The organism is Micromonospora sp. AMSO1212t (genome assembly GCF_008868145.1).
In the GTDB taxonomy this organism is placed as follows: Bacteria; Actinomycetota; Actinomycetes; order Mycobacteriales; family Micromonosporaceae; genus Micromonospora; species Micromonospora tulbaghiae.
Window position 1 is genome coordinate 20,946 of the sequence record NZ_WBKS01000049.1, and the last position, 16,169, is coordinate 37,114.

Annotated in this window: 12 protein-coding genes; 7 read left to right on the forward strand and 5 right to left on the reverse strand. The window is 74.2% G+C overall.

The features are described from left to right. Positions 1-53: 53 nt before the first annotated feature. The 5 genes from F8279_RS15080 (at position 54) to valS (ending at position 8,586) form a co-directional block, all read left to right on the forward strand. Positions 54-1,505, forward strand: a complete 1,452-nt coding sequence (locus tag F8279_RS15080; RefSeq protein ID WP_091426108.1) for an AlkA N-terminal domain-containing protein — start codon at positions 54-56, stop codon at positions 1,503-1,505. Continuing rightward, positions 1,502-2,014 (forward strand): methylated-DNA--[protein]-cysteine S-methyltransferase, encoded by a 513-nt coding sequence (locus F8279_RS15085; protein WP_091426111.1) that lies wholly within the window; start codon positions 1,502-1,504, stop codon positions 2,012-2,014. The genes F8279_RS15080 and F8279_RS15085 overlap by 4 nt, the downstream gene beginning before the upstream one ends. Before the next feature lie 37 nt (positions 2,015-2,051). After that, the gene (locus F8279_RS15090) at positions 2,052-3,872 is read left to right on the forward strand and encodes an ABC transporter ATP-binding protein (RefSeq protein ID WP_091426113.1); all 1,821 of its coding nucleotides are present in this window, start codon (positions 2,052-2,054) and stop codon (positions 3,870-3,872) included. 164 nt (positions 3,873-4,036) lie between these two features. Beyond that, positions 4,037-5,869 carry an ABC transporter ATP-binding protein gene (locus F8279_RS15095; protein ID WP_225853287.1) on the forward strand — a complete coding sequence of 611 codons (1,833 nt, stop codon included), beginning with the start codon at positions 4,037-4,039 and terminating at the stop codon, positions 5,867-5,869. A 152-nt stretch (positions 5,870-6,021) separates the two neighbouring features. Next, positions 6,022-8,586, forward strand: coding sequence for a valine--tRNA ligase (gene valS, locus F8279_RS15100; protein WP_091426727.1), 2,565 nt, complete (start codon positions 6,022-6,024; stop codon positions 8,584-8,586). 60 nt (positions 8,587-8,646) lie between these two features. Here the strand turns inward: valS and F8279_RS15105 are convergent, their stop codons facing one another. The 5 genes from F8279_RS15105 to F8279_RS15125 all read right to left on the reverse strand — a co-directional run bounded on the left by F8279_RS15105 (position 8,647) and on the right by F8279_RS15125 (position 12,687). Next, on the reverse strand, positions 8,647-9,075 hold the full coding sequence (locus F8279_RS15105; RefSeq protein WP_091426118.1) for a hypothetical protein: 429 nt from the start codon (positions 9,073-9,075) through the stop codon (positions 8,647-8,649). Positions 9,076-9,232: 157 nt separating this feature from the next. Next, on the reverse strand, positions 9,233-9,943 hold the full coding sequence (locus F8279_RS15110; RefSeq protein WP_091426120.1) for an ABC transporter permease subunit: 711 nt from the start codon (positions 9,941-9,943) through the stop codon (positions 9,233-9,235). Then, positions 9,943-10,902, reverse strand: coding sequence for an ABC transporter ATP-binding protein (locus F8279_RS15115; protein ID WP_091426122.1), 960 nt, complete (start codon positions 10,900-10,902; stop codon positions 9,943-9,945). The genes F8279_RS15110 and F8279_RS15115 overlap by 1 nt, the downstream gene beginning before the upstream one ends. Continuing rightward, on the reverse strand, positions 10,899-11,780 hold the full coding sequence (locus F8279_RS15120; RefSeq protein ID WP_091426124.1) for an ABC transporter permease: 882 nt from the start codon (positions 11,778-11,780) through the stop codon (positions 10,899-10,901). The genes F8279_RS15115 and F8279_RS15120 overlap by 4 nt, the downstream gene beginning before the upstream one ends. Next, positions 11,773-12,687: an ABC transporter ATP-binding protein gene (locus F8279_RS15125; RefSeq protein ID WP_091426126.1), complete on the reverse strand. Its 915-nt coding sequence runs from the start codon at positions 12,685-12,687 to the stop codon at positions 11,773-11,775. The genes F8279_RS15120 and F8279_RS15125 overlap by 8 nt, the downstream gene beginning before the upstream one ends. A 156-nt stretch (positions 12,688-12,843) precedes the next feature. Between F8279_RS15125 and F8279_RS15130 the strand changes: the two genes are divergently transcribed. Together F8279_RS15130 and cysC are read left to right on the forward strand one after the other, a co-directional pair. Continuing rightward, positions 12,844-14,391, forward strand: coding sequence for a glycosyltransferase family 2 protein (locus F8279_RS15130; RefSeq protein ID WP_091426128.1), 1,548 nt, complete (start codon positions 12,844-12,846; stop codon positions 14,389-14,391). Positions 14,392-14,520: 129 nt separating this feature from the next. Then, complete coding sequence (gene cysC, locus F8279_RS15135; RefSeq protein WP_091426130.1) at positions 14,521-16,050, forward strand: adenylyl-sulfate kinase; 1,530 nt, start codon at positions 14,521-14,523, stop codon at positions 16,048-16,050. Positions 16,051-16,169 lie beyond the last annotated feature (119 nt).

Genomic DNA, 16,169 nt, shown 5'->3' on the forward strand with positions numbered 1-16,169 from the left:
TCATGTCTGAATCCCGCCAGCCGAGCCCGGGAGCTGCGAGGCAGGATCGTGGCATGGAGCTGGACTTCGAGCGGTGCTACCGAGCAGTCGACAGCCGCGACCCGCGGTTCGACGGCTGGTTCTACACCGGCGTGACGTCGACCGGGATCTACTGCCGGCCGTCCTGTCCGGCGATGACGCCCAAGCGGCAGAACGTCCGGTTCTTCCCGTCCGCCGCCGCCGCGCAGGGCGCCGGGCTGCGGGCGTGCCGCCGGTGCCGGCCGGACGCGGCACCCGGCTCGCCCCAGTGGGACGTCCGGGCCGACCTGGTCGGCCGCGCCATGCGGCTGATCGCCGACGGCGTGGTGGACCGGGACGGGGTGCCCGGCCTGGCCACCCGGCTGGGCTACACCGAGCGGCACCTGCACCGGATGCTCCGGGCCGAGCTGGGCGCCGGCCCGCTGGCGCTGGCCCGGGCCCAGCGCGCGCAGACCGCCCGGATCCTGATCGAGACCACCGGCCTCGGCCTGGCCGAGGTGGCCTTCGCCGCCGGGTTCGGCAGCGTCCGGCAGTTCAACGACACGGTCCGCGACGTCTACGGCGGCACCCCGTCCGAGCTGCGGGCCGGCCGGCGTGGCCCGGCGGCGACCACCGGGGCGGGCACGCTCTCGCTGCGGCTGGCATACCGGCCCCCGCTGCACGCGGGCGCGCTGCTGGACTTCCTCGCGCTGCGCGCGCTACCCGGCGTCGAAGTGGTCCGCGACGGCACCTACCACCGAGGGCTGCGCCTGCCGCACGGTCCCGCCACGGTGGCGCTGGCCCCGGCTGACGGCCACGTGGCCGCGACGCTGCGGCTGGCCGACATGCGTGACCTGGCCCCCGCGGTGGCCCGCTGCCGCCGCCTGCTCGACCTGGACGCCGACCCCGTCGCGGTGGACGCCACCCTCGCCGCCGACCCGGCGCTGGCCCCGGCCGTCGCGGCCGAGCCCGGCGTGCGGCTGCCGCACGCGGTCGACGGTTTCGAGCTGGCCGTTCGCGCCGTCACCACCCAGCAGGTCTCGCTGACCTCGGCGCGGACCACGCTCACCCGCCTGCTCGCCGCCACCCGGTCCACCGGCGGGGCGGGCGCCGACGACCCGGCGGACGGCCTGGTGGCGTTCCCCGGTCCGGCGGAGGTGCTCGCGGCGCCGGATACGGCCTTCCGGATGCCGGCCGCTCGCCGGGAGACGATCCGGGCGCTCGCCCGCGCGGTCGCCGACGGCGAGCTGGACCTGGAACCCGGAGGCGACCGGGAGGAGGCGGTCCGGCTCCTGGCCGCGGTGCCCGGCGTCGGCCCGTGGACCACCGGCTACCTGGCCATGCGCGCACTCGGCGACCCCGATGTCGCGCTCACCACCGACCTGGGCGTGCGCCGCGGCGCAGCAGCGCTCGGCCTGTCCGACGACCCGAAGACCCTGTCCGCGTACGCCGACCGCTGGCGCCCCTGGCGGTCGTACGCGACCATCCGACTCTGGAGAGCAGCATGAGCACTGTGGACAGCACCGTCATCGACACCCCCGCCGGCCCGTTGAGCGTGCTCGCCGGCCCGGCCGGGGCGGTACGCGCGGCGGGGTTCACCGCCGACCCTGCGGCCCTGATGCCGTTGATCCACCCGAGCCTGCGCGGCGAGCTGCGCGAACGGGCCGACCTCGGTCCGGTGACCGCCGCCGTTCGGGCCTACCTGGACGGTGACCTCACCGCGATCGACGCGGTCGCGGTCGAGCAGCACACCGGCGGGGCGTTCCTGACGCACGCATGGCAGGTGCTGCGCGACGTGAAGCCCGGCGACCCGGTCACCTACACCGGGTTCGCCGCACTGGCCGGGCGACCGGCTGCGATCCGGGCCGCCGCGGCGGCCTGCGCGCGCAACGCCGCCGCGCTGTTCGTGCCCTGCCACCGGGTGCTGCGCACCGACGGTTCGCTCGGCGGCTACCGCTGGGGGCTGGACGTGAAGAAGTGGCTTCTCGGGCATGAGGGACGGGTGACGGCTAGCTGACAGCCGGACTGTCACCCCCGGCCGCTACCGTCGGGTAGTGCCCGCGTCCAGCGACGGCAACCCCGCGGCGCATACCGACGCCCGGTCCCAGCCGCTGCGCAACCTATGGCGGCTGCGGCCCTACCTGCGCCCGTACGCGATGGAGTTCGCCTGGCTGCTGGTCGCGGCGCTGGCCGCCACCGCGGCGAGCCTGGCCGTTCCGCTCGTGGTGCAGCGGGTGGTCGACGGGCCGGTGGCCCGGCACGACGAGGCCGGGCTGCTCCGGCTCGGCGCCCTGGCGCTGCTGCTCGGCGTGGCGGAGGCCGTCCTCATCTTCATCCGCCGCTGGACGCAGTCGTCGTCCTCGGTGGGCATGGAGGCCGCCATCCGCGCCGACATCTACGCCCACCTGCAGCGGCTTCCGGCCGGCTTCCACGACCGCTGGCAGTCCGGCCAGTTGCTGTCCCGGATCACCAGCGACCTCTCGGTGATCCGGCGGTTCCTCTCCTTCGGGTTGTTGTTCCTGGTGCTCAACCTGATCACCTACGCGGCGGTGGTGGCGCTGCTGATCCGGCTGCACCAGTGGCTGGGGCTGCTGGTCGCGGCGAGCGCCGTACCGCTGTTCCTGATCAGCCGCCGCTTCGCGCGCCACTACCACGCGGCGTCGCGCCGCATGCAGGACCAGCAGGGCGACGTCGCCACGCTGGTCGAGGAGACGGCGCTGGGGTTGCGCACCATGCGGGCGTACGGGCGCGGGCCGGAACTGGCGGCCCGGTTCGCCGTCGGCGCGCGCCGGCTGCACGACACCGGGATCGGCAAGGCGCGGCTGCTGGCCCGTACCTCCGCGCTGTTCGACCTGGTACCCAACCTGACGCTCGGCGCGGTCCTGGTGGCCGGCGCCGCGGCGGTCGCCGAGGGCGTGCTGTCCATCGGTGAGCTGGTCGCGTTCGTCAGCCTCCAGCTCATGCTGATCTGGCCGGTGCAGTCGCTGGGCTGGATCATCGCCAACGCCCAGGAGGCCGCGACCGCCGCCGACCGGATCCAGGAGGTTCTGGACACGCCGCCGACCATTGTGGATTCGCCGCACGCCCGGCCGCTCGACCGGGGCGAGGTACGCGGCCGGCTCCGCTTCGAGGGAGTGGGCTTCCGCTACCCCGGCACCTCTGCGCCGGTGCTGCGCGAACTGGACCTGACCGTCGAGCCGGGCGAGACGATGGCGCTCGTCGGCGCCACCGGCTGCGGCAAGAGCACGCTGCTGTCGCTCGTCCCCCGGCTGCACGAGGTGACCGGTGGCCGGATCACCCTCGACGGCCACGACGTGCGTGACCTGCGGCTGGACTCGTTGCGCCGGTTGGTCGCCGTGGCGTTCGAGGAGCCGACGCTGTTCTCCATGTCGGTCTGGGAGAACCTGACCCTGGGCCGTCCGGACGCGGGCGAGGACGAGGTCCGGGCCGCGCTGACGCTGGCCCAGGCGGAGTTCGCTTACGAGCTGCCGTGGGGGCTGGCCACCCGGGTCGGTGAGCAGGGGCTGTCGCTGTCCGGCGGGCAGCGCCAGCGCCTCGCGCTGGCGCGTGCGGTGCTCGGCCGGCCCGCGGTGCTGGTGCTCGACGACCCGCTCTCCGCGCTGGACGTGCACACCGAGGCGCTCGTCGAGGCGGCCCTGCGCCGGGTGCTGCGGGAAACCGCCACCACAACCCTGCTGGTGGCGCACCGCCCCTCGACAGTGGCGCTGGCGGACCGGGTGGCGTTGCTCGACGACGGCCGGATCGTCGCCGTCGGCACCCACTCGGAGATGCTGGCCCGCCTACCCGCCTACCGGGCGGTGCTGTCCGCCGAGCCGGAGCGACGGAGCGACGGCGTCGGCCTGGTGCGCTCGTGACCGGCGGCGCGCCGCGGGTGCCCCGGCCTCGCGACGCGCCGAACGGCAACGGGACGACCGGCGCGGGCCACCGCGGCGACCCGGACGCACCGGCCGGCCGCGCGACGACCGATCCGGGCGGTCACGCGACGACCGGGCCGGGCGGCACCGCTCCGGACGCGGACCTGTCGCGCTGGCGAGGGCGGGCCACCGACCCGGATGCCGACCGCAGCCGGGCCGAGGACTCGTCCCCGGCGGCGGTGACCCGGCTGCGGGCCCGCAGCCGGGACCTGCTGCGGCGGCTGCTGCGCCCGCACCGGCGTGCGCTCGGGCTGGCGGTGACGTTGCTGCTGGCCCAGAACGCCGCCGCGATGGCCGGGCCGTACCTGGTCATGCTCGGCATCGACCGGGGCATCGGGCCGCTGCGGGCCGGTGATCCCGGCCCCCTGATCGCTGTCGCCGCCGCTTTCGTGGTCGCGACCACCGTCGAGTACGCGGCCCGGCGCGCGTTCCTCACCCTCGCCGCCCGGATCGGCCAGGCCGTCCTGCTCGACCTGCGCCGCCGGGTGTACGGGCACTTCCTCCGCCTCGACGTCGGGTTCCACGAGCGCTACACGTCCGGGCGGATGGTGTCCCGGCTGACGAGCGACCTGGAGTCGATCGCCGAACTGGTCGACGGAGGGATCGACAAGCTGGTGATGGCCGGGCTGTCCGTGCTGTCCGTTGCGGGCATCCTGCTCTGGCTGGACCTGCCGCTGGCGGCGGTGACGCTGCTCGCCTTCCCGTTCCTGTTCGTGCTGTCGCGCTGGTTCGCCCGCGCCTCGGCCGGGGCGTACCGGCGTACCCGGGAGGCGGTGGCGCTGGTCATCGTGCACTTCGTCGAGTCGCTGCGCGGCATCCGGGCCGTGCAGGCGTACCGGCGGGAGGACCGCAACGACCACATCTTCGGCGCGGTGAACGACGACTACCGGCGTTCCAGCCTGCGCGCGTTCCGGCTGATCGCGATCTACTCGCCGGGCATCCGGCTGATCGGCAACCTGACCACGGCGGTGGTGCTCGGGTACGGCGGGTGGCGGGTGCTGGGCGGCGGCGTGGAGGTGGGTGTGCTCGCCGCGTTCCTGCTCTACCTCCGCCGGTTCTTCGAGCCGATGGAGGAGCTGAGTCAGTTCTACAACTCGCTCCAGTCGGCGACCGCCGCGCTGGAGAAACTGGCCGGGGTGCTGGACGAGCGCCCGGCGGTGGCCGAACCGGCCCGGCCGGTGCCGCTGCCGGCCGGGCCCCCGCGCGGGGCGGTCACGTTCCGCGCCGTCGGCTTCGGCTACCGCCGCCAGACGCCGATCCTGTCCGGCCTGGACCTGACCGTGCCGCCCGGGCAGACCGTGGCGCTGATCGGGCCGACCGGCGCCGGGAAGTCCACGGTCGCGAAGCTGGTGGCCCGCTTCCACGACCCGGACGCGGGCGCGGTCCGGCTGGACGGGGTGGACCTGCGCGACCTGACCGACGCCGAGCTGCGCCGGGCGGTGGTGCTGGTGACCCAGGAGACCCACCTGTTCAGCGGTTCCGTGGCGGACAACATCCGGTTCGGCCGGCCGGACGCCGACGACGACGCGGTGGTGGCTGCCGCGCGGGCGATCGGCGCGCACGACTTCATCGCCGCGCTGCCCGACGGGTACGCCACCGACGTGCACCGGCGTGGCGGACGGCTCTCCGCCGGGCAGCGGCAGCTCGTCGCGTTCGCCCGCGCGTTCCTCGCCGACCCGCGGGTGCTGATCCTGGACGAGGCGACCTCGTCGCTCGACGTGCCGACCGAACGGCTGGTGCAGCGGGCCCTGCACAACGTGCTGCGCGACCGCACCGCCCTGGTGATCGCCCATCGCCTTTCCACAGTGGAGACGGCAGACCGGGTGCTGGTGCTCGACGACGGCCGGATCGTGGAGGACGGCCCGCCGGCCGAGCTGATCGCCGCCGACGGCCGCTACGCCGCCCTGCACCGCCAGTGGCGCGACTCGCTGCTCTAGCCCTCCCCTCCGGTCCTAGTTGATCTTGCACTTGCGGTCCGAGAGATGCCCGGAAAGTGACTTGTGCCGGGGCGGCAAGTGCAAGATCGCCGAGGACGCGCAGGGTGGGGAAAGTCGTGGAGTGCGGCGGGGTGGCTGCCTACCATCGGCTGATGACCGACACGACGATCAGCGCCCGCGGCGGCGTCCCCGAGCGTCCGAGCCTGGACGGCCTCGAGGAGACCTGGGCCCGCCGCTGGGAGTCCGACCGCACGTACGCGTTCGACCGCACGAAGGAGCGGCCGGACGTATACGCGATCGACACTCCCCCGCCGACCGTGTCGGGCGAACTGCACATGGGGCACGTCTTCTCGTACACGCACACCGACACGGTGGCCCGGTTCCAGCGGATGCGCGGGCGGACCGTCTTCTATCCGATGGGCTGGGACGACAACGGGCTGCCCACCGAACGCCGGGTGCAGAACGTCTACGGCGTGCGTCCCGACCCGGCGCTGCCGTACGACGGCAACTGGCGCCCGCCGGCCGCACCCGTGGACGACGCGGCCCGAAAGAACCCGACAGCGATCTCCCGGCGCAACTTCATCGAACTGTGCGAGCTGCTCACGGTGGAGGACGAGAAGGCGTTCGAGGCGCTGTGGCGGCGGCTCGGCCTGTCGGTGGACTGGTCGCTGACGTACACCACGATCGGCTCGGCGGCCCGCGCGGCCAGCCAGCGCGCGTTCCTGCGCAACCTGGCCCGGGGCGAGGCGTACCAGGCCGAGGCGCCGACGCTGTGGGACGTCGGGTACGGCACCGCTGTCGCGCAGGCGGAGCTGGAGGACCGGGAGCGGCCCGGCGCGTACCACCGGCTGCGGTTCGCCGGTCCGGACGGCCGCGAGGTGCTGATCGACACCACCCGGCCGGAGCTGCTGCCGGCCTGCGTTGCGCTCGTCTGCCACCCCGACGACGAGCGGTACGCCGGCCTGGTCGGCGCGTCCGTGCGTACCCCCGTCTTCGGGGTCGAGGTGCCGGTGCGCGCGCACCCGCTGGCGGACCCGGCCAAGGGCACGGGCATCGCGATGGTCTGCACGTTCGGTGACCTGACCGACGTGACCTGGTGGCGTGAGCTGCGGCTGGACACCCGGGTGGTGATCGGCCGGGACGGGCGCCTGCTGCCGGAGCCGCCGGCCGGCGTGCCGGCGGAGCCCTACGCGGCGCTGGCCGGACAGACGGTCAACGGCGCCCGGCGGACGCTCGTGGAGCTGCTCGCCGACGCGGGCGACCTGGTCGGCGAGCCGCGGCCGATCACCCACCCGGTGAAGTTCTACGAGCGCGGCGACCGACCGCTGGAGATCGTCTCGACCCGGCAGTGGTATCTGCGCAACGGCGGCCGGGACGCCGGCCTGCGCGAGGAACTGCTGGCCCGGGGCCGGGAGCTGCGCTGGGTGCCGGAGCACATGCGGCACCGCTACGAGCACTGGGTGGGCGGCCTCATCGGTGACTGGCTGGTCAGCCGGCAGCGGTTCTTCGGCGTGCCGGTGCCGGTGTGGTACCGGCTCGACGACACTGGCGAGCCGGACTGGTCCCACCCTCTCACACCGGACGAGGCGACACTCCCGATCGACCCGAGCAGCGAGTCGCCGCCCGACTACGAGGAGTCGCAGCGCGGCCGGCCCGGCGGCTTCGCCGGCGACCCGGACGTGCTGGACACCTGGGCCACCTCGTCACTGACCCCGCAGATCGTCGGCGGCTGGGAGACCGATCCGGACCTGTTCGCCCGGGTCTTCCCGATGGACCTGCGCCCGCAGGGGCACGACATCATCCGCACCTGGCTGTTCGCCACCGTGGCCCGGTCCCACCTGGAGCACGGCGCGCTGCCCTGGCACACGGCGGTGCTCTCCGGCTGGATCCTCGACCCGGACCGCAAGAAGATGTCGAAGTCCAAGGGCAACGTGGTCACGCCGATGGCGCTGCTGGAGCGCAACGGGTCCGACGCGGTCCGCTACTGGGCCGCCAACGGCAAACCGGGCATGGACCTCGCCTTCGACCCGGCCCAGGTCAAGGTGGGCCGCCGGCTGGCCACCAAGCTGCTCAACGCATCGCGGTTCGCGCTCGGGCTGGGCGCGGCCGACGCGCTGCGGGCCGCGGCGACCCGACCGCTGGACACCGCGATGCTCGCCGAACTGTCCGGCGTGGTCGCGACCGCGACCACCGCCTTCGACGGGTACGACCACACGGCCGCCCTGATGGCCACCGAGGCGTTCTTCTGGCGGTTCTGCGACGACTACATCGAGTTGGTGAAGGAGCGCGCCTACGGCACCGGGCCGGCGGCGGACTCGGCCCGGGCGGCGCTGGCGACCGCGTTGTCGGTGCAGTTGCGCCTGTTCGCGCCGGTGCTGCCGTTCGTCACCGAGGAGGTCTGGTCGTGGTGGCGGTACGGGTCGGTGCACCGCGCGCCCTGGCCGACCACGTACGAGGTGGGCCGCGCGATGGAGGCGCCGGGTGACCCGGACCTGCTGCGGCTGGCGGCGGACGCGCTGGGTCAGGTGCGCCGCGCCAAGTCGGAACGGAAGCTGTCGATGAAGGCGGACGTGCCGCTGGCCGAGGCGCTCGGACCGGCGGCCGTGCTCGACCAGCTCGGTACCGTCGCCGACGACCTGCGGGCAGCGGGCCGGATCGCCAAGCTGGACATGCTGCCCGACCGCACGACCGAACTGGTCGTCGCCTGCGCGTTCTGATCCGTCAGGTACGCCGAGGGGCGGCCGGCGTGACGCCGGCCGCCCTCGGCGGTGCATGCCTCACTCGGCCGCGCAGGCCGCCTTGAGCTTGTCCCGGGCGGTAGCCAGATCCGCCTTGCTCGGCGACTTGCCCGGCGCCTTGGCCCAGGTGTCGGCGAGGTCGGTCATGGCGGTGGCGACCCCCTTCACCGCGGCGTTCACCTCGTCACTGCTGGTGAAGGCGTGCGTGTAGAGGGTGGCCGCGCCCGCCGAGTACTGGGCGCTGACCGCCGAGTGGCCGGCCGGCGGGCCGATCTTCTCCGCCTCGGCCACCTCCTTGAGGGCGGCCGTGATGTCCTTCCCCGCCTTCGCGCAGGTCTTCCGGGTGGCCTCGTCGAGGCCCGCCGGCGCCGGGGTCACCGGCGGCACGGAGGTGGCGGCGGGGGCGGAGGGCGCCGCCGGCCCGGCCGAGGGCTTGTCGTCGTCGCCGCAGCCGGACATGACTATCATCGCGACCGCGGCCGGAGCCAGCAGGGCGAGGCGAGCTGAACGCAAGGTGTTCTCCCCGTGTCGGTGTGCGTAGCCGCCGCAAACTAACAGACCGGACACGGCAGGGCAGAACCCGTTTTCCGGCGCTCGTGCCGGAAAACGGGTTCCGCCCCGGGGTTCAGCTCGTCTCGCCGGCCACGCTGAACGAACGCAGGCGGTCGATCGCCAGCACCGTGAACCCGACCGCCACCAGGGCGGTGAGCACCGCCGCGACCGGCACCGAAACGGTGGTGCCGAGCAGCGGCGTCGGCGCCATCCGGTCGGCCAGGGCGATCACCCACTGCTGGATCGACAGCACCCGGGTGCCGCCGACGAACCGGCCCAGCAGCCCTTCCCAGATCAGCACGTAGACCAGGCCGAGCAGCACCGGCCGACGGGTCACCAGGCTGAGCGCCAGGAACAGCGCCGAGTACGCCAGCGCGCCCGCCGCCGAGGCGGCGACCAGTGCGAGTCCGAGGCGTACCGAATCGGCGAGCACGCCCGCGACGTAGATCGGGATGCCCACTGTGACCGCGCTGACGCCGGCCGCGACCGCCAGCTTCGGCAGCACGATCTGCCAGCGCGGCAGCGGCTTGGTGAGGATGTGCACGACGGTGCCGTCGTCGATCTCCGCGCCGAGCACGCCGGTGCCCACGATCAGCGCCACGACCGGCAGCACCACCGCGAGGCCGAGGCCGACGAGCACTGGCGGTCCCCACTGGCCCGGGTCGACGCCGAGCGACCGGCAGAGCACCGCCAGGCCGATCAGGACCAGCGGCAACGGCAGCAGCATGAGGAACCGGCTCCGGCCGAACAGGCCGCGCGCGGTGATCCAGGTGACTGTCGACATCATGCCTCCACCAGATACGAGAAGACGCTCTCCAGCGACTCGTCCTCCGGCAGGAGCTGCCGGACCCGGATGCCGTGCCGGAGCGCGATCCGGGGCAGTGCCCGGGTGAACGCGCCGTAGTCGCCGGCCTTGACCGTCAGGCCGGTACGGCCCAGCTCGACGCCGGAGACCGACGCCTCGGCCATCAGCGCCACCGCCAGCGCCCGGTCGTCCGTGGAGCGCACCGCGAACACGTGCGGCCGGTTGGTCATCAGGCGGCGGATGGTCCGGTAGTCGCCGGAGGCGGCGAGCCGGCCGGCCACCATCACCTGGACCGTGCCGGAGACCTGCTCGACCTCCTCCAGGATGTGCGAGCTGAACAGGATGGTCCGCCCCGCGTCGCCGAGCCGGTGCAGCAGCGCCATCATGTGCAGCCGCTGGCGCGGGTCCATCCCGTTGAACGGCTCGTCGAGCAGCAGCACCTGCGGGTCGTGCACGAGCGCGGCGGCGACCCGGGTGCGCTGCCGCATGCCCTTGGAGTAGGTGCCGATCCGCCGGGTCTGCGCGTCCTCCATCTCGACCAGCTCGATCGCCCGCCGGGTCGCGGCCTCCGGGTCGGGCAGCCGGTGCAGCTTGGCGCTGGCGAGCACGAACTCGTACGCGCTGAGGAACGTGTGCACCGCCTCGCGCTCGCTGACCAGGCCGAGACGCCGGTAGACGGCGGGGTTGCGCCAGGTCGGCTCCCCGTCCAGGGTCACGGTGCCCCGGGACGCGGACAGGAAGCCCGCCATCATGTGCAGCAGCGTGGTCTTCCCGGCGCCGTTGGGACCGAGCAGGCCGGTCACGCCGGGGCCGAGCCGCATGGTGACGTCGTTGACCGCCACCACGTTGCCGTACCAGCGGGAGACGCCCACCAGGTCGAGCGTGCTCGTCGCGGCGGCGGGCGCACCGGCCGTCGACTGGGTGCTGATCGCCGTCATCGGGCGGCCACCTTCCGGTATCGCAGGAGCAGCAGGCTGACGCAGCCGGCGACCAGCAGCACGGCGACTGCGGCGTAGACCGGCCCGAAGTCGCCGATCGGCATGCCGCCGCCCTGTCCCTGGGTGAGCGCGTCGCCGAGCGCCCAGGTGCCCACGCCACCGACGAGCGTCGGCGGGGAGGCGAGGAAGGCCAGCTCGTTGACGGTGGCCGAGGGCAGGATGGACAGCACGCCGACCACCGGCGTGGTCATCAGGAAGACCGCCACGATGCCGCCGGCGGCGAACGCGCGCTTGCCGGTGAGCGAGGCGACCAGCAGGGCGATCGAGGCGAACACCACCGCCCAGAGCCCGGCGTAGAGCAGGCCGGGCAGCAGGTCGAGCAGTTCGTCCCACACCCCGCGTACGCCCCGGTTCGTGGTGAACGCGGCGCCGAGGAACATCACCAGCTGCGGGCCCCCGAGCAGCAGCCAGAGCGCGGTGACGAGCGCCAGCAGCTTGGACAGGGCGTAGTCGCCGCGCGGCAGCGGCCGGGAGAAGTACAGCGGCAGCACGCCGCTGCGCAGGTCGCGGGACACCAGTTCGGGCGCGGCCACCGCGGCGAAGAAGATGACCAGCCAGCTCATCGCGTCGGCGAACTGGGCGTACGTCATCACCACCTCGCCGATCTGGCTGCGTACCGCGGTGACCCCGGCGGCCACCACGGTGACCACGGAGACCACGAGCCACGGGAAGATCTTGGCCTTGGCGCTGCGGCCCAGCCCGAAGACGGTACGCACGCCGTGCAGGTAGAGCGCGCCGAAGACCTGCCGGCGGCCGAGCCGCGGACCGGTGTAGCGCTGGTAGCCGATGTCGTGGATGACCCCGGTCGCGTCAGACATGGCTGGGCTCCCTCGCGGCGAAGAGTTCGGCCACCCGGTGCCGCCGCTGGTCCAGCCGGTGCAGCGGCAGGTCCAGCTCGGCGACCGCGCCGAGGATCTGGTCGTAGGTGGCGTCGTCGGCGAGCGGGACGAGCAGCAGCCGCCCGTCGCGGGTCACCGGCAGGTCGAGCGCGGCGAGCCGGGCGGCCAGTTCCTCCGTGCCCTCGCTCACCTCGACGGCGAGCACGTCGGTGGCGGTGGTCATGGCGGACACCCGGTCGGCACGCAGCAGCCGGCCGCCGTCGATGGCGACGAGCGTGTCGCAGATCCGCTCCACCTCGCCGAGCAGGTGCGAGCAGACCACCACCGAGATGCCGAACTCGGTGCCGATCCGGTGGATCAGCGCGAGCATGGCGTCCCGGCCGGCCGGGTCGAGGCCGTTGGTCGGCTCGTCGAGCAGCAGCAGATCGGGATCGTGTACGAGCGCCTGGGCGAGCTTGACCCGCTGCTTCATGCCGGTGGAGTAGCCACCGACGGCCCGGTGCCGCTCCTCGTGCAGACCGACGTGGCGCAGCGCCTCGGAGGCCCGTTCCCGGGCGACGGTGCGCGGCAGCCCGCTGATCCGACCGAGGTGGGTGACCAGCTCGGCGGCGGACAGGTCGGGCGGGAGGGCGTCGTGCTCGGGCATGTAGCCGACCCGGGCGCGGACCGCGGCCGGGTCGGTGGTGGGGTCGAGGCCGAGCACCTGTACCCGGCCGCTGGTCGGCGGGAGCAGACCCAGCAGGATCTTGATCAGAGTGGACTTGCCGGCGCCGTTCGCGCCCACCAGCCCGATGATCCCCGGCTCGACCGACACGGTGAGGTCGGCCAACGCGGTGACCCGGCCTCCGTACGTCTTGGTCAGCGACTCGGTCGCGAGCAGTGTCACGCCGTTCAGCGTAGAACTCCGGCGCTGGCCCGGAGCCCTTCCTGACCCCTGCGATCCCCTGATCCTCGGCCGCCGCAGCCCCTAGGTGGCGGACACGGGGTGGCGACCGCTCGGGGAAGCTGCCACCGTGTGGGGGCCGACTCGACGGGGGGCGACATGAGCGACGGTGCGGACCGGCCGGTGGTGAGTGTGGTGGTGCCCACGTACAACTGCGGCGCGAACCTCGATCCGCTCGTCGCGTCGCTGCCACGGCAGGGACTGCCGTCCGGTTCGTACGAGGTCGTCTTCGCCGACGACGGGTCTACCGACGGGACCCCGCAGCGCCTGGACGAGCTGGCCGCCGCCGACCCGCACGTGCGGGTGCTGCACCTGGAGCACTCGGGCTGGCCGTCGCACCCGCGCAACCGAGGGCTGGAGCAGGCACGCGGCGAGTACGTCTTCTTCGCCGACGACGACGACTGGTTCGGCGACGAGGCGCTGGCCCGCCTGCACGCCTGCGCCCGGGAACACGACGCGGACATCGTCGTCGGCCGGATGATCGGGCACCGGCGGGGCGTCCCGCGGGAGCTGTTCCGGGAGAACCGGTTCGACGCCACGCTGGCGAACGCGCCGCTGGCCGACAGCATGACCTGTCACAAGCTGTTCCGGCGGTCCTTCCTCGACCGGCACGGGCTGCGGTTCCCCGAGGGCCGCCCCCGCCGCCTGGAGGACCACCGGCTGATGGCGGCGGCCTACCTGCGCGCCGAGCGCGTCTGCGTGCTGGCCGACCACCCCTGCTACCACCACGTCCGCCGGGTGGACGCGGGCAACGTCACGGCCACCCGGATGGACCCGGCCGAGTACTACGCGGCTCTCCGGGCGGCGCTGGACATCGTGGACGCGCACCGGCCGCCCGCCGCGGCCCGCCTCCGGCTGCACCGGCGCTGGCTGCGCAAGGAGATGCTGAGCCGGCTGCGCGGGCAGGCCCTGCTGAGCGCGCCGGAGCAGTGGGCCGACCAGGTGGCCGGCGAGGTGGGCCGGCTCGTCGGGGAGCGGTTCACGCCGGAGGCGGTCGCCGGGCTGCCGCCGATGTTCCAGGTGATCGCGCACCTCGCCGCGCAGGGACGGGTGGCGGACCTGCGCCGGCTGGCGGAGTGGGAGGTGAGCGTCCGGGCCCACGCCACAGTCGACGGGTGGCGGGTCGAGGGGCGGACGCTGACGGTCTCCGTCTCCGCCGACCTGCGCGCTGGTGACGAGCCGCTGCGCTTCGACGACCAGGGGCTGCCGGTGCTCCCGGTGGCCGAGGCGGTGCCGGCCGGGGTCGTGATGCGGGCCGGCGGGGCGAGGACCGACGTCGTCGTCCGCCGCCGGGAGACCCGGGAGGAGTTCTTCCTGCCTGTCGTCGCCACCACCGAGCGGGTCGGGGCCACCCGGGTGCGCCACCGCAGCACCGCCACTGCCGACTTCTCGGCGCTGGGCGGCGGCCGTACCCGGGGCACCTGGGAGATCCGGGCCCGGGTGATCCAGGCCGGCTGGGCGCTGGACGCCCGCCTGCCGCTCGTGGTGCGCTGCGCGGCCGACGGCGGCGTGCCCCGCGTGGAGGACTCGCGCCGGCTCCGGTCCCGTCTCCGCCGCGCGGTCCGTCGGATACGGGACCGCGCGCTCGGCCGGTCGGCGCGCGCAGGCAGCCGTTCGCACGATCGACCGGCCGGGGCCCGCCGGTAAGGATTCGGTGACCCCGGCTCGTCCTCGGCGCGGTCGCCGGACACGCGATCACCGGGAGGCCGGGTGGCGCTCTCGACCGATCGCCGGTGGGCTGCGAAACTGTGTGCCGGCCGGCGAGTTGGGGGTTCCATGAGCAACGGGTGGCTGCTGCCCGAGGACGTTCTGCGGGATGCGCCGTCGTACGCGCCCAGACCCGCTGAGCTGGCCGATCTCCAGTTGTTGCTGAGCGGGGCGTACGCACCGCTCACCGGTTTCATGAGCCGGGCCGACCTGGCCTCGCTGAACCGGCGCGGCCGGCTGGCCGACGGCACACCGTGGCCGGTGCCGGTGACGCTCCAGGTGCCGGCGGCGCTCGCCGACGGGCTGGACCCGGCCGACCCGGCCCGCCGGGCGGTGGTGCTCACCGACGGCGAGGGCGCACCGGTGGCGGCGATGGACGTGACCGACGTCTGGCCGGGCCGCGAGGGCATGGTGGGTGTCGGGGGCATGGTGCGCCGTCTGGGCGACGGCGGCCACGGGCCGTTCCAGCGGCTGCGGCGCGGTCCCGACGAGGTACGCGGGCTGCTGCCGCCGGGCCGGGTGCTCGGCGTGTTCGCCGACCGCCCGCTGCACCGGCCGCAGCTGGCGCAGATCGCGCACGCGGCCCGTACGCTCGGCGCGCACCTGCTGGTGATGATCCCGGTGGGCGAGGAGTCGATCGGCGGCCTGCCGGCCGAGTCGCTGGTGCGCACCGTGTTCGCCGCCCGCGACCGGATGCCCCCGGCGACGCTCGTGGCGGTGCCGCTGGCCCGGCGGCGCGACGAGATCAGCGACGCGCTGCTGCGGGCCCGGGTCGCCGCCGCGTACGGGGTGACCCACCTGCTCTCCACCGAGGGCATGCTCTCCGGCGCCGGCCTGCGCGTGCTGGTGCCCCGCGAGCTGGCCTACGACAACCGGGACGGGCAGTGGCGCTGGCGCGAGGACATCCCGCCGCGCAACCGGCGGCTGGCGCTGAGCACGCGGGAGATCGACGACCTGCTGGACCGCGGTTTCCCGCTGCCCGAGTGGCACACCCCGCCGGCGGTGGCCAAGGAACTGACGCGGGCCCGCCCACCGCGGCGGCACCGGGGTCTGGTGATCTTCCTGACCGGCCTGTCCGGCTCGGGCAAGTCGACGATCGCCCGTGGGCTGGCCGACGTGCTCCGTGAGCAGGGCGACCGTACGATCACGCTGCTCGACGGCGACGTGGTGCGGCGGGAACTCTCCGCCGGGCTGGGGTTCGGCAAGGCCGACCGGGATCTCAACGTACGCCGGATCGGCTGGGTGGCCGCCGAGATCGCCCGGCACCGGGGCGTCGGCATCTGCTGCCCGATCGCGCCGTACGCGGCGGCCCGTGCCACCGCCCGGGAGATGGCGGAGACGGCCGGGGCAGGCTTCCTGCTGGTCCACGTCGCGACGCCGCTGGCGGTGTGCGAGCAGCGCGACCGCAAGGGGCTGTACGCCCGCGCCCGGGCCGGCCTGATCACCGGAATGACCGGCATCGACGACCCGTACGAGGAGCCCACCGACGCCGACCTGGTGGTGGACACCTCGGATCTGAGCGTCGAGGAGGCCATCGGGAAGGTGATGGAGCACCTGACCGAGACCGGCTGGGTGGAGCCCCGCCTCCAGCCCGCCTGACAGTGAGGATGTAGGGGTGGGGTCACCCGGCCTGGTCTGACTCACCGCCTGACCGACGTTGCTGTCCTGGAGCGGATCCGTCGGCTTGGTCCGGGTGACCCCGTTCCTGCACGTCACTG

What these genes read in the sequence shown, in the direction of transcription:
- F8279_RS15115 (WP_091426122.1), bottom strand. Translation starts at nt 10,902, where the DNA reads ATGACGGCGATCAGCACCCAGTCGACGGCCGGTGCGCCCGCCGCCGCG.
- valS (WP_091426727.1), top strand. Translation starts at nt 6,022, where the DNA reads ATGACCGACACGACGATCAGCGCCCGCGGCGGCGTCCCCGAGCGTCCG.
- F8279_RS15080 (WP_091426108.1), top strand. Translation starts at nt 54, where the DNA reads ATGGAGCTGGACTTCGAGCGGTGCTACCGAGCAGTCGACAGCCGCGAC.
- F8279_RS15110 (WP_091426120.1), bottom strand. Translation starts at nt 9,943, where the DNA reads ATGTCGACAGTCACCTGGATCACCGCGCGCGGCCTGTTCGGCCGGAGC.
- cysC (WP_091426130.1), top strand. Translation starts at nt 14,521, where the DNA reads ATGAGCAACGGGTGGCTGCTGCCCGAGGACGTTCTGCGGGATGCGCCG.
- F8279_RS15120 (WP_091426124.1), bottom strand. Translation starts at nt 11,780, where the DNA reads ATGTCTGACGCGACCGGGGTCATCCACGACATCGGCTACCAGCGCTAC.
- F8279_RS15130 (WP_091426128.1), top strand. Translation starts at nt 12,844, where the DNA reads ATGAGCGACGGTGCGGACCGGCCGGTGGTGAGTGTGGTGGTGCCCACG.
- F8279_RS15085 (WP_091426111.1), top strand. Translation starts at nt 1,502, where the DNA reads ATGAGCACTGTGGACAGCACCGTCATCGACACCCCCGCCGGCCCGTTG.
- F8279_RS15105 (WP_091426118.1), bottom strand. Translation starts at nt 9,075, where the DNA reads ATGATAGTCATGTCCGGCTGCGGCGACGACGACAAGCCCTCGGCCGGG.